Raw genomic sequence first — 22,080 nt, 5'->3', positions numbered from 1 at the left:
CGCCCCACCTATACGCTCAGCGCATGGATGGACGAGCGGAGCTGGAACTCCGACACCTGCGCTGCCTGATCGCGATCGTCGAGTACGGCAGTTTCACCGACGCCGCGATCGAACTGGGCGTCTCCCAGGCCTCGGTCTCCCGCACGCTGCTCGCCCTCGAACAGGCCCTCGGCACACGGCTCCTGCACCGCACCAGCCGCACGGTCACGCCCACCACCGCCGGTGTCCAGGTGCTCGCCCGCGCCCGGCGCGTCCTCGCGGAGGCGGAGGCGCTGGTGCGGGAGGCCGCCGTCGGCCACACCCGGCTGCGCCTCGGCCACGCGTGGTCCGCGCTCGGCCGGCACACCGCCGAGTTCCAGCGCCGCTGGCACGACCTCCACCCCGACGTCGAGCTCCATCTGATCCGCCACAACACCCCCACCGGCGGGCTCGCCGAGGGGCGGTGCGACCTGGCCGTCGTACGCGGCGCGATCGACACGCGCCACTACGCCCACGCCCTCGTCGGCCACGAGCGGCGCTGCATAGCGCTGGCCGCGGACGACCCGTGGGCGCGGCGGCGCAGTGTCCCGCTGGCGGAGGTCCGCGAGCGCACCGTCGTGGTGGACCGGCGCACCGGGACCACCACCGTGGAGCTGTGGCCCGAGGGGGCGCGCCCCGTGGTGGAGCACACCCACGACGTCGACGACTGGCTCGCCTCCATCGCCACGGGCCGCTGCGTCGGCGTCACTCCACAGGCCACCGCGACCCAGTACCGCCGCGTCGGCATCGTCTACCGCCCGCTGCGCGACGCGCCGCCGGTCCCCGTCCGTCTCGTCTGGCACCGCGAGGATCCCCATCCGGCGACGGACGCGGCGGTGGCGCTCGCGCGCGGCTTGTGGTGAGTGAACTCCCGGACGTTCAGGCGGCGTTCCCGTCGACCCCGGTGAAGACCAGGAGGAGCTCCGCGGTGCGCGCCGGTTCCTCCAGGCCGGGTGTGTGTCCGGTACCGGTCGGGGCCGCTTCGACCATGCGGCCCCATCGCCTGGTCGCGGGTGAGGCCCCGGCCCACATCGCCGACTCGGCGGTATCCCGCGGTGCCTGACGCGCGCAGGCTGGTGGTGACGTACTCCCACCCCCGTGAGGCGGCACCCATGTCCGAGACCACGAACACGACACAGCCCACGAACACGACGCACTCCACGACCGCGTACCGCTACGACGAGCTCAGCGCGCTCTACATCAACTGCACCCTCAAGCGGTCCCCGGAGACGAGCAACACCGAGGGCCTGATCGACAAGAGCCGTCTCGTCATGGAGAAGAACGGCGTGACGACCGAGCTGATCCGGGCGGTCGACCACGACATCGCGACGGGCGTCTGGCCCGACATGACCGAGCACGGCTGGCCGTCCGACGCCTGGCCCGCCCTGTACGAGAAGGTCATGTCCGCCGACATCCTCGTGCTGTGCGGGCCGATCTGGCTCGGCGACAACAGCTCGGTCATGAAGCAGGTCGTCGAGCGGCTCTACGCCTGTTCCAGCATCCTCAACAGCCAAGGCCAGTACGCCTATTACGGCCGCGTGGGCGGCTGCCTGATCACCGGCAACGAGGACGGCGTCAAGCACTGCGCGATGAACGTCCTCTACAGCCTCCAGCACCTCGGCTACACCATCCCGCCGCAGGCCGACGCCGGCTGGATCGGCGAGGCGGGCCCCGGCCCCTCCTATCTGGACCCCGGCTCCGGCGGCCCCGAGAACGACTTCACCAACCGCAATACGTCCTTCATGACCTGGAACCTGATGCACCTGGCCGCGCTCCTCAAACAAGCGGGCGGCATCCCGGCCCACGGCAACCAGCGCTCCGCGTGGGACGCCGGCTGCCGGGACGACTTCCCCAATCCGGAGCACCGCTGAGAGGCCATCGGAACCGTGACGGGACCTCAACCACCAGCCCCACCAACATCACCAAACACACCCCACGGGACCGAACACTCAGCCAGAGTGGTGGGAGCAATCCGGCCACCACCGGGGACCGCAACCCCGACAGGAGAGGTGTTACGACTGTGAGCTCCGCCCCGATAAGCGCCGCAGCCTCCGGGATATTCACTCTCGGCGGGGATCTTCCCGTCCACCGTCTCGGCTACGGCGCGATGCAGCTCACCGGCCCCGGCGTCTGGGGCGCCCCGAAGGACCCGGCCGAGGCCGTGCGCGTGCTGCGCCACGCCGTCGAGCTCGGCGTCAACTTCATTGACACTGCCGACTCTTACGGGCCGTTCGTCAGTGAGGACCTGATCCGCCGAGCCCTGCACCCGTACGCCGACGACCTGATCATCGCGACCAAGGGCGGCCTGACGCGTCCCGGCCCCGACGACTGGCGCCCGCTCGGCCGTCCCGACTATCTGCGACAGCAGGCCGAGCTGAGCCTGCGCCACCTCGGCGTCGAGCGGATCGACCTCTACCAGCTCCACCGCATCGACCCGGCTGTGCCCCTGGCCGAGTCGCTCGGGGAGCTCTCCCTCCTTCAGCAAGAAGGCAAGATCCGGCACATCGGGCTGTCCGAAGTCTCCGTGGAAGAGCTGGAGCAGGCGCGGGAGATCGCACCCATCGTCTCGGTGCAGAACCGCTACAACCTCGCGGACCGCGAGTCCGAAGCCGTGCTCGACCGTGCCGAGCAGCTCGGCATCGGGTTCATCCCGTGGTTCCCCATGGCCACCGGTGAGCTGGCACGGCCGGGCGGTCCGCTCAGCGCGCTCGCGGAAACCCACGGCGCGACGCCCGCGCAGCTCGCGCTTGCCTGGCTGCTTCGGCGCTCGCCCGTCATGCTGCCGATTCCGGGGACGTCGAGCGTCGCGCACCTGGAGGAGAACGTCGGCGCGGCCGGTGTGAAGATCAGCGACGCGGACTTCTCGACATTGGCCGATGCCGCGTGACCCGTTCTACAACCCCGTCCTTCTCGCACGTGACGCGGCGCGCACGGACCAATTGGTCGACGGACGCATGGAACTCGGGCTCGGCGCAGGCTATGTGAAGTCCGAGTTCGACGCCGCGGAGATACCCTTCACCGACATCATCGCCTTCACCGGAGGCTGGGCCAACAGCACCGGTGATGAACTCCAGCTGGCCTCAGCCGCACAGACGGAAGAACGAGTCGCCCACGTACACGGCCTCCTCGGTGACCGCGCCGACGCCGTGGAGTTCAATCTCCTGGTGCAGCAGGTCATTCCGCCCGACGCCGAGCACAGCGCCCAACTTCGCACCGGGGAGGCTGTGATCGAAAGAGGAGTTCCCATCGGCATCGGTGCCGGAATGACCCCGGAGAAGCGGTTGTCCGGCAGCGGCGGACGAGCTGACGGCCTGGCGCGCCTCTCCGTCGGTGGTGCCGGGCGGAACCGGGGGATGCGGCCTCACCCCCGGCGACCAGCCGAGAACCGTCCTGCCCGGCTCACTCTGCCCATCGAGTAAGCCATCCACCCGCTGGTCGGCCCGGGAATGTCGTGCGGCCCTACGTCGCCGACGACGGCGCCTCGTCGTGGGCGCCCTTGTCGTGGGCGTCCTCGTCGTGGACGTCCTTGGTGTCCTCGCGGGCGAGCCCCCGCAGCGCCCGGTTCGTCAGGGCGTACGCGATGAGCAGGACGTACAGGCCACCGAACACGGCCAGCGTGGTGCGCAGGCCGATTTGTTCCGTGAGCCAGCCGTTGAGGAAGATGCCGATCGGTGCGGCCGCGAAGGCCATGGCCATGACGGCGCCCCAGATGCGGCCCAACATCCTCTCCGGTGTGGCCCGTTCGACGACTCCGGTGACGAGCGGGTTGATCGGGCCGCTGGCGAGTCCGATCGCGAACGTCACCAGGAGCATCGGCCACAGACCCGGTTCCAGCACCATCACCAGGCGGGCGACGCAGATCAACGCGAAGCAGCCCACGAAGGTCGCCCAGCGGTTGCGCAGGAGCCGACGACTGGCCGGGGCGTATCCGAAGGAACCCACCACGGCGCCGATTCCGTTGGCAGCCAGCAGCCAGCCGACCAGATCGGCGTTGTCCAGGACCTCCCGGCTGTAGACGGGCAGCAGTACCGGCGTGAGCGCGTCGTCGAGGAAGTTGGTGCACACGACCACACTGATGATGGCGGCGAGAATGGGGGTCCGCAGGATGTACCGCGCGCCCTCGCTCACCTCCCGCACCAGTCCGGGCCGGGCGCCCTTGCCCGGTTCCTGCTCCTGCTCCGCGTCGGCAGCGGCGGCGGGGCGGGATTTGGGGACCGCGATCGCGATGAACAGGCCGGACAGCAGGAAGGTCAGGGCGTCGAAGTAGAGGACCGCGGCAGGGCCGGTGATGCCCGCGAGCACGCCGGCCGCCGGTGGGCCGACCACGAACGCGACCCGTTGTGCCGAGTGGAACAGCGAATTGGCCGTCTCCGAACGGACCTTGGCCTGTGCGGTCACGCGGGGAAGCAGGGCGAGTCGCGCCGCGGCACCCGGCGCGTCGGCCAGCGTCCGCAGGAAGAGCAGCGTCATCAGGGCGGGCAGCGCGAGCCCGACCGTGCTGTGCAGAAGCGGTACCGCGGCCATGAAGACGCCGGCCAGCACATCGGCCCACACACTGGTGCGCCGCGCCCCGACCCGGTCGGCGATCACTCCGCCCGCGAGCCCGGCGATGATCATCGGCAGCGCCCCGGCGAAGCCCGCGGCCCCCGCCTCGGCGGCGCTGCCGGATATGTCGAGGACGTAGAGCGGGACCGCGACGAGCGTCATCGTGTTCCCGATCCAGGACAGGTAGTTGGCCGCGACCAGAGCGATCAGGGGCCGCTTGGTGAGGGTGTCCGTCGCGGTCATCGGGGGCCTTCCGTGTCGCGCGCGCGGGTCAGGTCCGCGAGCATCGTGTTCACTTCCGCGAGGCTCATGCCGACCGTCGCCGCTCCGCCCTTGTCCGGTCGGCGCACGATCCGCTCGAAGTGTGTGGCCGTGTCCTCGGCCACGGAACGCACCGCGTCCTCGTCGACGGCCCGGGGATCGTACTTCCAGGTGAACGCCCCGTGCTCGCCGTCGTGTTCGAAGACGACGGCGACCAGGTGATAGCGATCGGCCTCCTCGTTGCCCGCGGGGCCGAGTTGGCCGGTCACGGAGAACAGGGTGCCGTCGTCCCGGCCCGTATCGGCGTTCAGGAGTGCGCCGACGTAGTTGAAGGAGAGTTCGGCGCGCGGCAGGTCCGCCATGGTCGCGCGGATGTCGGGGTCCTCGGACCAGCGGGCGGCGAGATAGCCGACGCCGGCGTCGGGGACGGCGTCCAGCAGACGGGCGACCTGCGCGGCCGGGTCGTCGCCCGGGGCGGCCGAGGGCATGCGCAGGGGGTGGGCGCAGGCGTGGAATCCGACCGCGCGCAGCGGGTCCCAGTCCCGCGCCGTCGACAGGTCGCGTCCCGGGCCGATCAGATCGAGGACCACGTCGCCGCCGTCGAACCAGGGCCGCGCTCCGAGCCCGAGCGCGGTCAGGGCCTGGACGGACCAGTCCGCCGCCGTGTCGGTCGGGGGCAGGCCGACGGTGACGCGGTGTGTCGTCTCACCGCCGAGCAGGTTGGGGCCACCGGTGCGGCAGCCGAGGGACGGGCGGTCCTTCACCTGCCTTTCCCAGTGGGCGAGTTGATCGCGTACGTCGAGGGAGCGCAGCGCGGCCGCGTAGGCCGAGGGGTGGTGTGCCTCGGCGGCGGGTCGCATGCCGCCGTAGGACTGCTCCAGGTCCTGGACGAGGATCTGCCAGGACATGCCGTCCACGACGAGGTGATGGGCGGTCAGCACGATGCGGTCGGGGGTGCCGGGGAGCAGGGAGGCCGCGAACAGCGGGCCGTCCGCGCAGTCGAACGCCTCCCGGTGCGCGGCCGCCGCCGCGTCCGGCCCCGTGCCTACGTCCTCGACGCGCCACAGCCAGCCGCCGGACGTGTGCCTGCGCGGGCGTTCGCCGTCGTGACGGAAGGCCGAGCGCAGGCCCGGGTGCGCGGCCACCACGCGCTTGACGGCGATCTTCAGCCACTCCGGGTCGAGGGGGCGTCCCGCGGTCAGCACGACGCTGTGCGTCCACAGTTCGGGGCGCGGCAGGCCGCCCTCCAGCAGGTCTTCCTGCTGCGGGCTGACCGCGCCCCGGTCGGACGTGGCGACCTGGGGCGTGTTCTCACCGGACGCGCGCCGTGCCAGGGCCGACTGTCCGCGGACGGTCGGGGCCAGGAACACCTGCCGGGGCCCGAGTTCGAAGCCGGCCGCGCGCAGGGCGTGGGCGAGCTGGATCGCCTTGAGGGACGTACCGCCGCACCGGAAGAAGTTCACGTCGGGGTCCGTGGCGTGGTCCGCTTCGGTGCCGAGCACGTCGCGCCAGACGGCGGCGATCCGGGCCATGTCCGCCGGGTCCTGCTCCGCCACGTCGGCGGACTGAGCGGCGTCGCCGACGGCGTCCGGACCGGTGTCGGTCCCCGTCCCCGCCGTGGCACGGACGGTCAGCGGGGCGTCGGGGTGCTCGCAGAAGACCCGGACCAGGTCGAGCAGACGGTTCACGAGGCGGCCCACGGTGGCGTCCGTGAACAGGTCCGTGCGGTATTCGATCCGCCCGTACAGTCGCTCACCGGCCCGCCACCAGCCCACCGTGAGGTCCATCGGGGACACGCCGTCCTCGACCTCGATGCCGACCACTTCGGCGTCGGGCAGCCGGACCACCGTCTCCTCGAAGTCGAGGACGAGGTGCATGGTCTGCAGCAAGGGGTACCGGTCGAGACTGCGCTCGGGCTGCGCCGCCTCGACGATCTCGCTGAACGGGACCTCGCGGTGATCGGCGACGGCGGCGGACGCCGACCGCACGGCCGCCAGGATCTGCGTCGGGGTCGGCTGGTGCGGAAGGCGGGCTCGTACGGGGACGTTGGTGAGCAGGAAGCCGATCAGATCGTGGGTCTCGGGGCGGCCGCGGGTGGCGCTCGGCAGGCCCACCACGATGTCGTGCTCGCCGGTCTCCTCGTGCAACAGCGCGACATAGGCGGCGAGCAGGGCCTCCGAAAGCGTCACCCGCCACTGCCGGCAGGCCGCGAGGAACCGTTCGCTCACGTCCTCGCCGAGCAGGAAGTAGTGGTGCTTGCCCGCGTGCCCGGCGCCGGCGGGGGCCTGGTCGTAGGGCAGCGGCAGATGTCCGGGCACGCCCTCCAGATACGTGCGCCAGAAGGCGCGCTCGCGCTCCTGGTGGGCGCCGGTGAAGACGGCTCGCTGCCATGCGGCGAAATCCCCGAACTGTACGGGGAGTTCGGGCAGATCCGCGGCCCGGCCCTCGCAGGCGGCCCGGTAGTGGGCGAGCAGTTCGCGATTGAGGCGCACGAAGGACCACTGGTCCGTGATCGAGTGGTGCATCGTCTCGACCACGTGGTAGTCGTCGTCGGCGACCCGGACGGCGATGACCCGAAGGAGTCCGCCCGCGGCCGGATCGAAGGGGCGGCGCACCTCGGCGCGGAGGGTCTCGTCGAGCCGCTCCGGCTCCGCCCGCACGTCGATGACGGTCAGCGGCACCTCGAAGTCCTCACGGACCCGCAGCCGAGGTGCGCCGTCGTGTACTTCGACGTGGGAGCGCAGCAGTTCGTGGCGGCGTACGAGCGCCTCGACCGCCCGGTGGAAGGCCTCCTCGTCGAAGGCGCCCTTGAACCGCATCCCCGTGCTGATGTTGTAGGTGTGGCGGCCGGGGTCGAGTTGGTCGAGGATCCAGATGCGCTCCTGGTCCAGGCCCAGTGGGGTCAGGGCGCGTTCGGATGCGGGGCGGCGGACGAGGGCAGGGCCCGAGTCCGGTCGGTCGGCACGCTCCTTCATCTTCCGCTGCAGCGCGGCGCGTTGGTCCGGGGAGAGCCGGGCGAGACGGTCGGCGACCCTGCGGGATGCGGGCACGGTCATGCGCTCCTGTCTTCGAGGGGGTCGGCCGGGGCGGGCAGCAGACCGGCGAGAGCGGGCAGCCCGTCGAGTACGTCGGCGGCGGGCAGGCCGAAGTCGATGAGACAACCGACCTCGTCGGCGCCCGCGTCCGCGAGCGTGGCCAGCACCGAACGGGCCTTGGCGGGCGTGCCGAGCAGCGAGGGCCCCGCGAGATAGTCCTGGAACGCGGCCTCCAGGAGCACCTGTTCGTCGCCCTGGGGCGCCCCGCCGTCCCTGGTCTGGTCGCGGTAGGACGACAGATATTCGTGCAGTGCGGGCCGCAGCCTGTCCTCCAGGTCCGGTGCGTCACTGACGTACGCGTGGGCCATGACCACCACATCGCCGTCGCCGTCGTGCCCGGCGGCGCGCCAGGCCGCCCGGTAGCGGGCGATGTTGTCCCGCAGTTGTCCGAGGGTCTGACCGAGGAGCGCCGTCATGATGCCGTACCCGGCGGTGCCCGCCGCCACGAAGGTCTCGGGGTTGCCCGCCGCGGTGATCCACACCGGCAACTCGGCCTGCACCGGCCTCGGGTTGGTCACCACGTCGGCCCACGTGCCTGCGGTACTGGCGAAGGAGACGGGCTCGCCCGACCACAGCGCGCGCACCTGCTCGACCGTGTCCATCAGGGTCTTCTTGCGCTCGTCGTAGAGCCTGCGGGCAAGGACGAAGTCGTCGGGGTGCCAGCCGCTCGCGAACGACACCCCCACGCGCCCGCCCGACAGGTTGTCCACCAGGGCCCACTCCTCGGCGATGCGCACGGGGTGGTGCAGCGGCGCGGCCACGCTGCCGGCACGCAGGCCGAGCCGCCGGGTGCGGCCGGCCACGGCTCCGGCGATCACCGACGGGTTGGGGTGCGAGCCGCCGAAGTCCACGAAGTGCCGCTCGGGGAACCAGGCCGCGCAGAAGCCGTGCTCGTCGGCGAACTCGCAGGCCCGAAGGAGCATGTCGTAGTACGCGCCAGGGGCGAGGGCGCGGGCCTGGGGGAAGAAGTACAGGCTGAGCCGCACGGGTGGGCTCACGGGCGGCTCGGCCGGTGCTCCACCGGCGGTGTCCCGGCTGCGCTCGCGCAGCTTGCGCCGCAGCAGGTCGCGCTGGGCAGCCGTGAGGTGGCCGAGCCGTTCGTTGACGTCGCTCACGCGGTCCGCTCTCCTTCGTCGTCGCCGGGCTCGGCTCCTTCCGTCTCCAACTCCGCGAGGAGGGCGAGGAGTTCGCCGTCGTCGCGCTGGTCGAGAAGCTCCCGTATCCGGGCCGTGAAGTCACCGAAGGTGGAGTGCTCGTACAGATCGGCCAGGCGTACGTCGATCAGGAACTGGTCACCGATGACGGTGATGAGTTGGGCGGCCTGCAGGGAGGTGCCGCCCAGTTCGAAGAAGTTGTCGTCGGCGGTGATCGCGGGGCCGCCGAACGACTCCTGCCACAGCGCGGCGAGGTCCGCGGCACTCTGGTCGCCGGCCTCGCCACCCTCCTCGAGCGGTGTATCGGCAAGGGGTGTGTCGGCGTCGTCCACCGCGGTCGGCGACGGCTGCGCGGTGTCGGCAGGCGCGGTGTGCGGCGAAGCGGGTGTGTCGCCCTTCGGGGTGCCGCCGGCCCAGTGGTGGGTGTCGGAGAACACGTAGCCGGGGATGCGCGCGGCGGTCACCGGGGGCTCGACGGGGTCGGCCACGGGGCAGCCCGCCGTCCAGGCCACGCCGAGCGCCGCGAGATGCGCGTACGCCTCGTCGCGCCGGGGGGCGGAGAGGAGCGCCGCGATGAGCGGACGGCGCTCCGACTCCCGCAGGCCCCGGCGCAGCTGGGAGGCGAAACCGTGTCCGGGCCCTGCCTCCACGACGACGTCGGGGCGGTCGGCGAGCAACGTCTCCAGCGCCTCGGCGAAGCGCACGGCACTGCCCAACTGCCGCCCCCAGTAGGCCGGGTCGGTCGCCTCCTGCGGGCGCAACGCCTCTCCGGACAGGTTCGACAGGACCGTGCTGCGCGGCGCGTGCAGCGGTACGTCGCGAAGAAACGCGGTGAAGCCCTCGGCCGCGCGGGCCATCGACCGGGAGTGGAAGGCGTGTGCGGTGGGGAGCCTGCGGTGCCCGACGCCACGCTCGGCGCAGCGCCGCTCTACCTCGGCCACCTGCTCGACGTCGCCGCCGAGCACCACGTTGTCGGCGGCGTTCACCGCGCAGACGTCCACGGGCAGCCCGTCGGCGAGTTCGCGTGCCGTGCGCTCGTCGGTGCGTACCGAGGTCATCGCGCCCGGCGCGGCCTGCCCCATCAGACGTCCTCGCTCGATGACGGCGGCCGCTCCGTCGGCCTCGGTGAAGACCCCGGCCCACGTGGCCGCGACGAGTTCGCCGACGCTGTGGCCGAGCAGCACGTCGGGGGCGGCACCCTGACGTTCCAGGAGGCGCAGCAGCGCCAGCTCCACCGCGAACAGGAGCGGCTGGACGATGTCGGTGCGCAGCCACCGCGGGTCGTCCTCCGGCCAGTCCCAACAGCCTTCGAGGTCCGGGCCGCCCTTCTCCCGGACCAGGGCGTTCAACTGGTCCCAGTCACGGGCGAATTGGGGATCGCTCACACGCAGTTGGCGCCCCACTGCGGTCAGAGGGATGCCCTGACCCGGCAGCAGGGCCGCGACGGCGGGCCGCGACGTGGCGCCGCGGTCCGCCGTCGCCTTGGCCAAGGCGTCCGCGAGTTCGTTCCGGACGGCGTGTTCGTCGCCGGCGCCGATCACATGGGCCCAGCGGTAGGGCAGCTGTCGGCGGCCGTGCCACAGGGTGCCGAGAACCTCGGACACCGGCGCCCCGCCCTCGCGCACCGCCGCGGCCAGCGAGGCCGCCGTGCGACCGAGTGCCTCGGGGGTGGCGGCGGACAGGACGGCGAGGCCGGGCGCGGACAGTCCTTCGCCCTCGCCGTGCGTCTCCCCCTTGCCGTGCGCCGCTCCCTCCCGCGTATCCCCCTCGCCGTGCGCCGCACCCTCCCGCGCGTCGTCGGCGTGACGGATCACGGAGGGTTCGGCCAGCACCACATGGGCGTTGGTGCCGCCGAGGCCGAAGGAGCTGACGGCCGCGTACCTGGGCCGGTCGGCGGGCCAGGCCTCCGCCTGCCGGGGCAGACGGAAGCGCGCCGCGCCCAGCGGCACATCGGGCCCGTCCCCGTCCTGCGCCGGTGTGGGCGCGATGGTGCCCGACTCCACGGACAGGACCGTCTTGATCAGACCGAGGACGCCCGCCGCCGTGTCCGTGTGACCGATGTTGGCCTTCACCGCGCCCAGGGCGCAGGGCAGTTCGCCTTGTCCGTAGACCTCGGCCAGCGCGGAGAGCTCGACCTGGTCTCCGAGTTCGGTGCCGGTGCCGTGGGTCTCGACGTAACCGATCTCGTGCGGCTTGAGACCGGCGACGTCCAGTGCCTCGCCGAGGGCGACCGCCTGGCCGCGCGGGCTCGGCGCGACCATGCTCATCCGATCGGCACCGTCGTTGTTGAGCGCGCTGCCGAGGAGTACGGCACGCGTGCGCGGGCTCGCGTCCTCGGCGCGGCGCAGCACCACGACACCCGCGCCGCTCGCCGGGACCGTGCCTTTGCTGCCCTCGGTGAACGGACGGCAGTGGCCGTCCGGCGAGAGCACGTCGCCCTCGCGGTACACATAGCCCTCTCCGACCGGGAGTTGAACGGTCACTCCGCCCGCGACGGCGATGTCGCACTCATAGGTGAGCAGGCTGCGCATCGCGACATGCACGGCGACCAGCGAGGTGGAGCAGGCGGTCTGCACGGTCAGGGCCGGCCCCGTGAAGCCGAGCCGGAAGGCCACGGAGGTCGCCAGGAAGTCCTTGTCGTTGCCGAGCGCGATCTGCTGGCGGCCCGCCGCGCGGCTCAGTGTCGGGTCGGTTTCGACATGGCGGTGGCGGTAGCCGCTGTCACCGCCGCCGAGGAACACACCGACGCGGCCCGGGTCGCGCCCGGTGTCGAGCCCGGCGTCCTCCAGCGCCTGCCAGACCAGCTCGGTGACGATGCGCTGCTGCGGGTCGGTCACCGCTGCCTGCGTGGGCGTGAGCCCGAACAGTTCGGCGTCGAACTCCGCGGTCCGCTCGATGCCGCCCACGCCCAGGGTGCCGTCCGCGAGGCGGCCCGGCAGGGCGACGCGGCCGTGCACCAGGTTGTCCCAGAACGCGTCGGGGCCGGTGGCCCCCGGCGCACGCAGGGCAAGGCCCACCACTGCTACGGCGCTGTCCGGTACGTGCATGTGCTTGTGCCTCACTTCTTGGTACGGGACTCGGTACGGGACGGGGTGGATGCCTCGGTCGCGGCGGTCGGCGGACCGCCACCGGGTGCGCGGCGTGCTCTCCAGGCGCCGAGGGCCCGCGAGCGGTTCTGGCCTCGGCCGGTGCCGGACGGCTCGCCCGTCGTGGCGCCCGATGGGATGGCCGACGTCGTGTCCTTGGTCGTACGCGGCTCGGGGACCGGCGCCTTCCCGGGGCGTGCCATGTGCTCAGCGAGGGAACGGAGCGTGGTGTGGCGGAACAGGTCCCCGATGGTGAGCCCGGGATGGTCGGGGCGCAGTGCGGCGAGGACACGCAGCACACCGGCCGAGGTGCCGCCGAGGTCGAAGAACGTGGTGTCGTGGTCGGTGGGCGCGACCGGCCGACCGAGGACACGCTCCCACACCAGCCTGACCTGTTGGTGCGCGGACCCGACCGGCGCTTCGGGCTGCCGCGCCGCGGTGGTCTGCGCTGCGGTGGCCCGCACCGCGGTGGCCCGAGCCGCTCCGGTCGGCTGCGGGGCGGCGGCCCAGCGGGCGAGGGTGCCGCGGTCGAGCTTGCCGTTGGGCAGTTGGGGCAGGGCGGCGACTCGGCACCACACGGACGGCACCATCGCCTGCGGAAGCCAGGACTCGGCGTGTCCGCGCAACGCCGGGAGCCGGTCGGCGGCGACGGGGCGCGGCGGACCGTCGTGCGGGGGCTCGACGCCCTGTGCCGAGGCGCTCCGTTCCGAGGCGCCGTGTGCCGAAGCGCCCTGTGCCGAAGCGCCCTGTGCCGAAGCGCCCTGTGCCGAGGCGCCCTGTGCCGAAGCGTCCACGACGAAGGCGACCAAGTGGGTCGAGGTCGCGTCAGGCGCGACCGCGACCGCTGCGACGTCCGGAGCCGAGCGCAACGCCGCCTCGACTTCCTCCAGTTCGACGCGCTGGCCCAGAATCTTGCACTGGCTGTCGCGTCGGCCCAGGAAGCGCAGGCCGTCCGGTCCGTGGAGGACGACCAGGTCCCCGGTGTCGTATCCACGCCGACCGCCGGTTCCCGGGAGCGCGGCGAAGCGTTCCTCGGTGAGGTCGGGGCGGCGCCAGTACCCCTCGGCGACTCCCGCGCCGGTGATCACGAGGCGTCCCGGGCACCCCGGCGGCAGCAGCCTGCCGAGCGAGTCGACGACATGGCAGGACTCGCCCGGCAGAGGCAGCCCGATACCGACGCGCGCGCCGCGCCCGACCGGCCACACGGTGGACCAGACGGTGGTCTCGGTCGGTCCGTAGCAGTTCAGTACGGGGCCGGGCACCAGGGCGGCCAGGTCGTCCGCGAGATCGGACGGCAGCGGCTCACCGCCCACCAACAGGGCGCCGAGGCGGGACAGCACCGCCCGCCCTTCGCCGTCGTCGGCCAGCATGCGGGCGACCGTCGGCGTGCACTGGTACAACGCGCCCTCGGGGACCGGCTCTCGGGACACCTGCCGGTGCCGGGTGAGCAGCACCGTGCGTCCGCGCGTCAGGGGCCAGAAGAGTTCGAGTGCGCTGATGTCGAAGGACAGGCTGGTGCCCGCCACCGAGACGGGGGCGTCAGGGAGCACCTCGTCCAGCGCGTCGCACAGGGCCACGAGTTGGCCGTGGCCGACCACGACGCCCTTGGGCCTGCCGGTCGATCCCGAGGTGTGGATGAGATAGGCGCGGCCCTGGGCGTCCACCGGCGCGTCCCTCGCCTCCAGGTCGTACGAGGCGTACGTCGCGTCCGACGCTTCCGGCGCGCCCCACCGGCGGCGCAGTGCGTCGATCTCCACCAGGGCCGGGGCGGGGTCGCTCGCGAAGTCGGCCGCGAGGTCCGCCACGACGGGTATGTCGCGGTCGGCGACCACGGCCGCGAGCGAGGAGTCCTCGGTGACGTAACGGAGGCGCTCGGCCGGGTAGTCGGGGTCGAGCGGCACGTAGAGCGCACCGGTCCGCCACACGCCGAGCAGCGCGGCGAGCAGATCCGTGTCACGCCCCAGGCAGATGCCCACCCGGTCTCCGGGCCGCACACCGTGCCGGGCGAGGTCCGCTGCCACCACGGCGGATCGGCGTGCCAACTCCGCGTAGGTCAGGGTGTGTTCGCCCGCCGTGACGGCCACCGCGTCGGGTGTCGTGCGGGCGTGCCGCAGGATGCGCGCGGGCACGGAATCGGCTGCCGCGGCGGCCACGGCCCGGTCGTCGCTCTCGTCGGCCATGGGCAATGTGCCGTCCAGCACTGCCAGTTCATGGCGTTCGGCGTCGTCGAGCAGATCGAGCGCGGCCTGCGGCTCGGCCTTGCCTGCGGCCAACCGGCCCAGGAGTCGGACCACGTGGTCGACGGTGTGCTGTGCGCGCACGGGCGGCAGGCCACCGGCGCGGTAGCTCAGTTCGACGCGCATCCCGCCGTCCGGGCCGTGGCACAGCGCGAGACACGCGTCGTACTCCACCTCCTGCGCGACCGTCTCCCCCACGCGCCAGCGCAGGCCCGCCGCGTTCCGCTCGGGCACCGGCGCGGTCTCGGTGACCAGGATCTGCGCCAGTGGTTTGCGTCCCGTCCGACGGGCTACACCGGCGCTGTCGAGGATGTCCTCGAAGGGCATGTCGCGGTGGTCAAGGGCGTCGAGGAGGGCGTCCACGGTGCGCTCGACGACCATCTCGGTGTCCGCGCCCGCGAGGTCGACGCGGACCGGGACGGTGTTCTGCAGACAGTCGACGCGTTGCGCGCCGCCGGCGTCCCGCCCGCTGACCGGCACCGCGAAGACCACGTCGGTACGGTCCAGGTACCAGGACGTCACCAGGGCCACCGCGCTCAGGAACTGGGCGAAGGGACTGGCCCCGGTGTGCCGGGCGCGTTCGCGCAGCGCGGCCGACACGTCGTCGGCGAGTGCGCGCTCACGGGTCTCGCGTCGGCGGCCCACCGCCTCCGTCGACCAGGGCAGTTCGGTCGACTGCGGGGCTCCCGCGAGCTGCCCGGCCCAGTAGGTCCGCAGCCGGTCCCGCTCGGTGGCAGCGAGCGACGGGGGCTGCGCCGGATCGGGGCCCGCCGCGGCTGTCGCGTCGGCCTCGTACGCCGCCACGAGCGCCGCGAACAGGATCGCCGTCGAGTCGTCGTCGAAGACCGCGTGGTGCACGGAGATCAGGCAGTGGGTACGCCGCGCGCCCAGCAGGACGCGTATCGCGCACAGCGGGCCCGCTCCGTGGGTGAAGGGCACGGCGAGCGCCGCGCGTTCCGTGTCGAGCGCCGCGTCGGGGTCGGCGTGTTCCGTGACGCTCAGCGGGACGTCGTCCACGGGGTGCGGGCGCTGGACGAGGCCGTCGTCGCCGAGGTGCAGCGAGGTGCGCAGCGCGGGATGCTCGGCGAGGACGGTGCGCAGGGCGCGGCGCAGCCGATCCGGGTCGGCGGGTCCTTCGACGGCGATGTGTTTGACCAGGGTGCGGGCGGCTCCGCCGTCCTGCGCGTCGAGGAGGTAGAAGCGCGACTGCCCGGGAGAGGCCGGCCGGTTCATCGTGTGTCCTCCGGGGCGGTACGTGAGTCGATCAGCGTGGCCAAGGCGGACGGAGTGGCATGCCGGACCATCTCGCGGAGCGTCACGGCGGGCAGCCCCGCGTCGCGCAGCTCCGCCTTGAGGCGCAGCGCGAGCAGGGAAGTCCCACCGAGGGCAAAGAAGTTGTCGCCCGCGCCCACGGGTACGTCGAGGACGCGTTGCCAGACGGCGATGACGCGGCCGAGCACGGTGGCGCCACCGGCGCTACCGGCATCCTCGATGCCGTCGATGCTCTGCGCTCCTGCCCCCGTCGGCACAGCGGTGTCCCCTGCCATCGCCGCAGGAGCCGGCAGAGCCGCGCTGTCGAGCTTGCCGTTCGCGGTGACGGGAAGCGCGGGCAGGAACGTCACCGTCTGCGGAACCATGTGCTCGGGCAGCCTCGTGGCCGCCCGCTCCAGGAGTCCGTCCGGCTCCGCTCCGGGTGCCGTGACGACGTACGCGTCCAGGCGCGCCTCGGGCGTGCCGGCCTGTCCGACGACGACGGCGGCCGACGCCACCGCGGGGTCTTCCAGGAGCACGGAGCGCACCTCGCCGAGTTCGATGCGGAAGCCGCGGATCTTGACCTGGGCGTCGATGCGGCCCAGGTGCTCCAGGGTTCCGTCGGGCCGGTAGCGGCCGAGGTCCCCGGAGCGGTAGAGACGGCCGGTGGGCCCCGCCGGATGGTCGCTCGCGCGGAAGCGTTCGGCGGTGAGTTCGGGCAGGTTCAGATAGCCGAGGGCGACACCGGCGCCACCGACGTGGATCTCGCCGGGAACACCGGGGGCGACCAGGCGCCCACGCGGGTCGAGGACGTACAGCTCCCAGCCGGGCAGCGGGCGTCCGACGCTTCGCCCGCCGACCAGGGCGTCGTCGCGGTCGAGGGCGTGGGTGGTGCAGTGCACGGTGGTCTCGGTGATCCCGTACATGTTCTCCACCCGGGCCTTGGGGCAGCGGTCGAACCACGGCAGCAGGGTCTGCGGGTCGAGCGGCTCGCCGCCGAAGACCAGCAGGCGCACGGCGAGGTCGGGCCGGGGTTCGAGCCCGGTGGCGTCGTGCCCGGTGACGTCGTGTCCCGCGTCGTCGGTCATGGCCTCGGTGGCGAGGAGCAGGGAGAAGGCGGTCGGCGTCTGGCTGAGGACGGTCACCTCCTCGTCCAGGAGCAGACGGTGGAACTCCTCGGGGTTGCGGGACACCTCGTAGGGGACGACCACGAGGCGGCCGCCGGTGAGCAGGCAGCCCCAGATCTCCCAGACTGAGAAGTCGAACGCGTAGGAGTGGAAGTAGGACCAGACGTCGCCGGGGCCGAGGCCGAAGTCGTCCTGTGTCGCGGACAGCAGGGCGAGGACGTTTCGGTGGGCGACCAGGACGCCCTTGGGCCGCCCGGTGGAGCCGGAGGTGTAGATGACGTAGGCCGGGTCGTCCGGGCCGACGCGCGGCAGCGGTGTGCCGGAGGCGGCGGGCACGGCGTGTGCGGGAACCCAGTGGTGCGGCGGCTCGGCACCGGCGGGCGGGAGGTCCGTGTCACCGACGACGACGCGGATGTCGGCGTCCCCCACCATGTGGGCCAGGCGCGCCTCGGGGTAGCGGGGGTCGAGCGGTACGTAGCAGGCTCCGGCCTTCAACACGGCCGTCAGCGCCACCACTTGGGACGCCGATCGCTCCATGCGCACGCCGACCCGGTCGCCGGGAACGACCCCGCGCTCGACGAGTACGCGCGCCAACAGCTCGGAGCGTTCGTCGAGTTCGGCGTAGCTCAGTGCCGTGTCGGCGTCCACGACGGCGATCCGGTGCGGGGCCTGTGCGGCCCGCCGGCGCAGCACCTCGGGCACGGTGAGCCCGTCGACGACGAGGTCGCCGCCGCGCGCCGTGGCCAGCACCCGCGTGCGGTCTTCGGCCGCGAGGGTGCCCACCGTGTGCAGGATTGCCTGCGGGTTCCGGGTGATGTCCCTCAGTACGGAAAGGAGTTGGCGCACGAAGAGCTGTGCGGCGGCCGCGGAGAAGTGCCGCTTGCGGTAGTGCAGCAGGCCCTTGGCCTCGTCGGTCGCCTCCAGGTCCAGATAGCAGAGCATCAGGAACTTGGACACGCCCAGGTCCGGATAGGGGTGTGCAACGGCGGTGAGCTCGGGCAGGCGCAGCGTGGGCGGGTGCCAGCTCTGTGCGACAGCCAGGCCCAGGGCGGCCGAACCGGGGCCTTCGCCGGTCGGAAGCATGTCGGACAGTGCGAGGTCGGCGTCCCGGTAGGCGGCGAAGGCGGCGCGCTGTGTGGCCCGCAGATAGGCGGTGACGTCGAGGTCCTCGTCGAGGCGCACGCCCACCGGCACCGTGGTGCTGAAGTAGCCGACGGTGTCGCGCTCGCGGGCGGGCCTGCGGCTGACGAAGGCGCCCACCAAGGCCGCGTCGCCGGTGCCGTTGCGGGCCCACACCAGGCCGGCGGCGGCCGTGAGGAGCGAATGCCGGGTGACTCCCGCCGCCTTGGCCAGCGCGGTCGTCTCCTGCCAGAGCGGGGCGTCGACGGTGAACTCGATCTGTCCGCCGTCGACTTCACCGGCCGCGCTGTCGCCGTCGCCCCAGGCCGGCTCGCCGACCGGGGCGAGCGCGGCCAGGTCGGCACGTCGCCGCGCGGCACGCTCGCTTCCGGCACGCGCGTCCCGCGCCGCCTGTTCGGCCCACGCGGAGTAGTCGCCGCCGGTCTCGGGCGCCTGACCCGTCAGCACTTCGCGGGCGATCGAGTCCATCGCGTGGTCGTCCACGATCAGGTGGCTCGCCACCAGGACGAGATCGGCGGTGCCGTCGGCCCGGCGAAGGAGTGTGCCCCGTACGAGGGGGCCGTGCTCCGTGTCGAGCGGGCGCAGCGCCTCCGCGCGGATCAGCCGGGCGATGTCGTCGGAGTCCGCCGACGCGGGGATGTCCTCGGTACGCCACACGGGTTCCGCTCGCGCGGGGGCGAGCGACAGGCCCTCCGCGTCCTCGACGAGTCGGGTACTCAGCGCCGGATGCCGGTGGAACAGGGCGCGGAACCGCTCGCCGAGGAGCTCGGCGTCCCAGACGCCGTCCAGGTGGTAGGCGCAGACCACCACGTGCAGTTCGGGGCGCTCCGCCAGCGAGTCGGCCAGATGGACGGCAGCCTGGTTGGGCGCCGCGCGCCAGGAGGCGGCCTGGTCTCGGCCCGGGGGCGTCGCGGGGTGTCCGTCCGGGGTCATCGCAGGGCCTCGGCTCGTTCGCAGGACCGGTCCCGGAAGTGGGCGTACCGCTCGGCGATCTCCCGGGCCCGGTCCTCCGCCTCGCCCAGGGGCATCCGCTCGCAGGCGTAACCCAGTGCGTCGGTGAGCACGCCCATGGCGGCGGGCTCGAAGACGACGGTGCCGTCCGGGCGTATCTCGGTGATGCCGTCCGCCCGTTGGCCGGACAGGTTGATGGCGACGGCCTCGTCCTCGGTCATGCCGTCCGGGAGGAGCAGGCGGAAGCGTCCCGACTCGATCGCCACCGGGTAGCCGCCCACCCTGCCGTCGGGGCCGGGCGCATGCACGTGGGCGTCACGGCCGTCGACGAGGGGTTCGAGGACGCTGAGCGCCGACGCGGCGGTCATCGTCTGGCCGGCCAGGCCGCCGGTGCGTCGGTAGTCGGCGGGCAGCCAGCGCAGCAGCTCGGGTACATCGGCCTTGGCGGTGACGTCCTCGCCCGCGTAGTGCACGGAGAGGCCCATGCGGGCCGGTCCGCTGTCGCCGTGCCGGGACAGGCGGTGCGAGACGTAGTGGTGGGCCACCAGACGTACGTCGATGTCGGCGACGTCCAGGCCCAGTTGACGGGCGGCGGCGGTGCGCAGCGCGGGCACGTTGTTGGCGACGTTGCCGATGCCGATGTGCGGGGCGAGGCCCGCGGCGGCGAGCACGGGGTGCACGGCGTCGGGGAACGCCGCGTTGACGACGGTGGCGTCGCTGCCCGCGGCGCGCACGGCCCGCATCGCGTGCAGGACGGGGACCAGGTGCATGGGCAGCCAGGGCCCGAAGTTGGCGGCGTAGAGCCGTTTGAAGGCGTCTTCGGGGAGGGTGGAGATCTGCCACCACGACTGGTAGCTCACCGCCAGGAACAGCACGTCGGGCCGGAAGGCGGCGATCTCCTGCGCGGTGCGGTCGGTGTCGGTGAGATCGGTGAGCGCATGGCTGACCTGTGCGCCGTGGCCGCGCTGCAGGGCGCAGAAGCCGGCCGAGTTGGCCGCGCGCAGTGTCGTCTCGGGGTCCCTGCCGAGCAGCCGCACATGGCGGCCGCGGTCGCCCTGGGCCAGCTCGTGGAAGACACGGCGCCCCAGGTCTCCGGCACCGAGGACCATGATCCTGCGTATGTCGTTCACGCTGCTCCTTCAACCCTGCGGAGTTCGTCGGGGGTTCGTGTGGGCCGGTGGGCGCGGACCGCCTCCGGTACGGCGTCCATGCGGGTCAGGACCCGCACGCCCGCGCGGTGGGGGCCTTGAGCCGGGTCCGCCGCGTACTGCACCACGGTCATCTCCGCCGCCAGGGCGGCGTCCACCCCCACGACGCTGTCCTCGACGACCACGCACCACTCGGGGGCGGTGCCGCAGCTTTCGGCGGCCCGGAGGAAGAGTCGGGGGTCGGGCTTCCACGCGTCGACGTCGTACGCGGAGAACAGCCGCTCGCCGAAGTAGGGGCGGATGCCCGCGGCGTCGAGCCGGCCTGCGATGAGTTCGCGCGGGCTGTTGGAGGCGACACACATCGGGATGCCCGCGTCGGCGAGGCCCGCCAGTGCGGTGCGTACGCCGTCGATGGGGTCGAGGCGGTCGCCGATCAGCTCCTCGCAGGCGGCCCTGGCCAATGGGATGGCGTCCGGAGGCGGTTCGACCCCGGCGAGCTCGGCCATCAGGTCGATGCACTCCTGCATCTTCTTGCCGGAGAACAGCTCGTCGGCCCGCTCCGCGGTGAGGGTGAGGCCCATCAGGGCGCCGACCGCGGCGAGCCCGCCGTTCTCGGCGTGCTGGGTGTCGACCAGGACGCCATCGAGGTCGAAGATCACCAAGGGTTCACTCATAGTCGATCCAGTCCACGTCCTCGATCGCCGCGACGGTCTCGGCGAGTTCACCGTGGTCACGGGTGACCCCGACGAGGGCCGCGACGTTGGCGCCGGCACCGAGGCGCCAGTCGACGCTCGCGCCTTCCTCGACCAGGACGGCGACGCGGTCCACCCGTGGGACCGCGCGCAGGGCCCCCACGTCGCGGATCTTCTTGACCCGCTCGGCCCCCATGGGCGGCACCAGCAGATAGTGGAACGCGACGGGGCCTTCGGTGATCAATTCCGTGGTGTGGTACTCGAGTCCGAGGGCGGCGCGCACCGCCGTGTCCGCGGGGTCGGTGGCGCCGGAGCGGACGGCGAGGTCGTCGACCCAGGCACCGAGCCTGCCGTTGACCTCGATCACCCGCGGCCCGTCCGCGGTGAGTTTGATCTCCACGTCGGCGACGCCGTGGATGCCCAGGGCGCCTACGGCACGACAGGCGAGTTCGCGCACCTGCCGCACCTCGTCGTCGGGCACCACCGACAGCCCGCCGTAGCCGCCGCGTTCCCTGAAGGGTTCGGCGAGGGCGAACTTGCTGGTGACGAAGACGGGGCGGACATCGTCGCCGTCTGCCACGCAGTCGACGGCGATGTAGTCGCCCCAGGGCGCGTCGGTGGATCGCCCGACGAGGAGTTCCTCCAGCATCACGGCCTGTTCGGCGGGGCGGCCGGGGGCGCCGGTCAGCGCCGCCCTGATCACGGCCCGGCATTCGTCGGCGTCGGTGACGGCGACCGTGTTGCGGCTGGACGCGCCGATGACCGGTTTCACGATCGCGGGCAGGCCCACATGGGCGATCGCGGTGTCGATCTCGTCGGTCGAGGTGACGGTGCGGAACCCGACCGTGTCGAGGCCGACCGCCTCGAAACGCTCGCGCTGTCGGTCCTTGTGGGTGATCGCGTCGAGGTCGGCCGGCGCGTGGTAGCGCAGCCCGAGCTCCGCCGCGAGACGCACGGTGTCCGCGATTCTGAATTCGCTGAAGGTGATGATCCCCGTCGGCTTCGTACGGCGTAGCTCTTCGACGAGTTGACGCTCCGACAACCCGGCCGAATTCACCACCAAGCCCAACTTCTCGAGCAGCGGGATCATTTTCTGGGCATGCGGTGTGGCTGCCGGCACGAACACCAGGCCGCACCCGGCCTTCCGGGCGGCTTCAGCCAGTCGTAGCGGGGCGAGACTTCCAATGTCGTACAGCACGAGAAGTACGGGATCGGTACGCAAACGCTGGGCCTTCCATGCCGGTGACCGCCAGTTCGGAACCCGGCCGATCTTGCCGAACCGATGTGCGTCGCACAAGATCCTTCCTTCAACCGGCGTTCGCCCACAGCGGTTTGACGTACGCATTCACGACCGGCCCTTTGCCCGGGGGCGCAT

General features: G+C 72.5%; 12 protein-coding genes and 1 pseudogene. 4 read left to right on the top strand and 9 right to left on the bottom strand.

Going from position 1 to position 22,080, the window contains the following annotated elements; all coding sequences use genetic code 11:
* Positions 1 to 23 precede the first annotated feature (23 nt).
* The 4 genes and pseudogenes from AB0B50_RS01155 to AB0B50_RS01140 all read left to right on the top strand — a co-directional run.
* Positions 24 to 881: a LysR family transcriptional regulator gene (locus AB0B50_RS01155; RefSeq protein ID WP_362323643.1), complete on the top strand. Its 858-nt coding sequence runs from the start codon at positions 24 to 26 to the stop codon at positions 879 to 881.
* Between the two features lie 249 nt (positions 882 to 1,130).
* Complete coding sequence (locus tag AB0B50_RS01150; RefSeq protein WP_362323640.1) at positions 1,131 to 1,889, top strand: flavodoxin family protein; 759 nt, start codon at positions 1,131 to 1,133, stop codon at positions 1,887 to 1,889.
* 149 nt (positions 1,890 to 2,038) lie between these two features.
* Positions 2,039 to 2,905, top strand: coding sequence for an aldo/keto reductase (locus tag AB0B50_RS01145; protein WP_362323637.1), 867 nt, complete (start codon positions 2,039 to 2,041; stop codon positions 2,903 to 2,905).
* Between the two features lie 4 nt (positions 2,906 to 2,909).
* A pseudogene (locus AB0B50_RS01140) lies at positions 2,910 to 3,035 on the top strand (LLM class flavin-dependent oxidoreductase); the annotation flags it as partial.
* 442 nt (positions 3,036 to 3,477) lie between these two features.
* Here AB0B50_RS01140 and AB0B50_RS01135 read toward each other — a convergent pair.
* Genes AB0B50_RS01135 through AB0B50_RS01095 form a run of 9 tightly spaced genes read right to left on the bottom strand, consistent with a single transcriptional unit; the run spans position 3,478 to position 21,795 of the window.
* Positions 3,478 to 4,806, bottom strand: coding sequence for an MFS transporter (locus tag AB0B50_RS01135; protein ID WP_362323634.1), 1,329 nt, complete (start codon positions 4,804 to 4,806; stop codon positions 3,478 to 3,480).
* Positions 4,803 to 7,880: a condensation domain-containing protein gene (locus AB0B50_RS01130; protein WP_362323631.1), complete on the bottom strand. Its 3,078-nt coding sequence runs from the start codon at positions 7,878 to 7,880 to the stop codon at positions 4,803 to 4,805. Before AB0B50_RS01130 ends, AB0B50_RS01135 begins: the two co-directional genes overlap by 4 nt.
* On the bottom strand, positions 7,877 to 9,034 hold the full coding sequence (locus AB0B50_RS01125) for a MupA/Atu3671 family FMN-dependent luciferase-like monooxygenase (protein WP_362323628.1): 1,158 nt from the start codon (positions 9,032 to 9,034) through the stop codon (positions 7,877 to 7,879). Before AB0B50_RS01125 ends, AB0B50_RS01130 begins: the two co-directional genes overlap by 4 nt.
* Positions 9,031 to 12,120, bottom strand: coding sequence for a beta-ketoacyl synthase N-terminal-like domain-containing protein (locus AB0B50_RS01120; protein WP_362323625.1), 3,090 nt, complete (start codon positions 12,118 to 12,120; stop codon positions 9,031 to 9,033). The genes AB0B50_RS01125 and AB0B50_RS01120 overlap by 4 nt, the downstream gene beginning before the upstream one ends.
* Positions 12,121 to 12,131: 11 nt before the next feature.
* Entirely contained in the window at positions 12,132 to 15,629 is a 3,498-nt protein-coding gene (locus tag AB0B50_RS01115) for an amino acid adenylation domain-containing protein (RefSeq protein ID WP_362323622.1), read from the bottom strand.
* The gene (locus tag AB0B50_RS01110) at positions 15,626 to 18,847 is read right to left on the bottom strand and encodes an amino acid adenylation domain-containing protein (protein ID WP_362323619.1); all 3,222 of its coding nucleotides are present in this window, start codon (positions 18,845 to 18,847) and stop codon (positions 15,626 to 15,628) included. The genes AB0B50_RS01115 and AB0B50_RS01110 overlap by 4 nt, the downstream gene beginning before the upstream one ends.
* Positions 18,844 to 19,995: a hypothetical protein gene (locus AB0B50_RS01105; RefSeq protein WP_362323616.1), complete on the bottom strand. Its 1,152-nt coding sequence runs from the start codon at positions 19,993 to 19,995 to the stop codon at positions 18,844 to 18,846. Before AB0B50_RS01105 ends, AB0B50_RS01110 begins: the two co-directional genes overlap by 4 nt.
* Positions 19,992 to 20,687 (bottom strand): HAD-IA family hydrolase, encoded by a 696-nt coding sequence (locus AB0B50_RS01100; RefSeq protein WP_362323613.1) that lies wholly within the window; start codon positions 20,685 to 20,687, stop codon positions 19,992 to 19,994. Before AB0B50_RS01100 ends, AB0B50_RS01105 begins: the two co-directional genes overlap by 4 nt.
* Positions 20,680 to 21,795 (bottom strand): ATP-grasp domain-containing protein, encoded by a 1,116-nt coding sequence (locus AB0B50_RS01095; RefSeq protein ID WP_362323610.1) that lies wholly within the window; start codon positions 21,793 to 21,795, stop codon positions 20,680 to 20,682. The genes AB0B50_RS01100 and AB0B50_RS01095 overlap by 8 nt, the downstream gene beginning before the upstream one ends.
* Positions 21,796 to 22,080: the final 285 nt, after the last annotated feature.

The organism is Streptomyces sp. NPDC041068, from assembly GCF_040647455.1.
Taxonomy (GTDB): domain Bacteria; phylum Actinomycetota; class Actinomycetes; order Streptomycetales; family Streptomycetaceae; genus Streptomyces.
The sequence above is the reverse complement of the archived record's forward strand: the minus strand, read 5'-3'. Positions and strand labels throughout refer to the sequence as shown.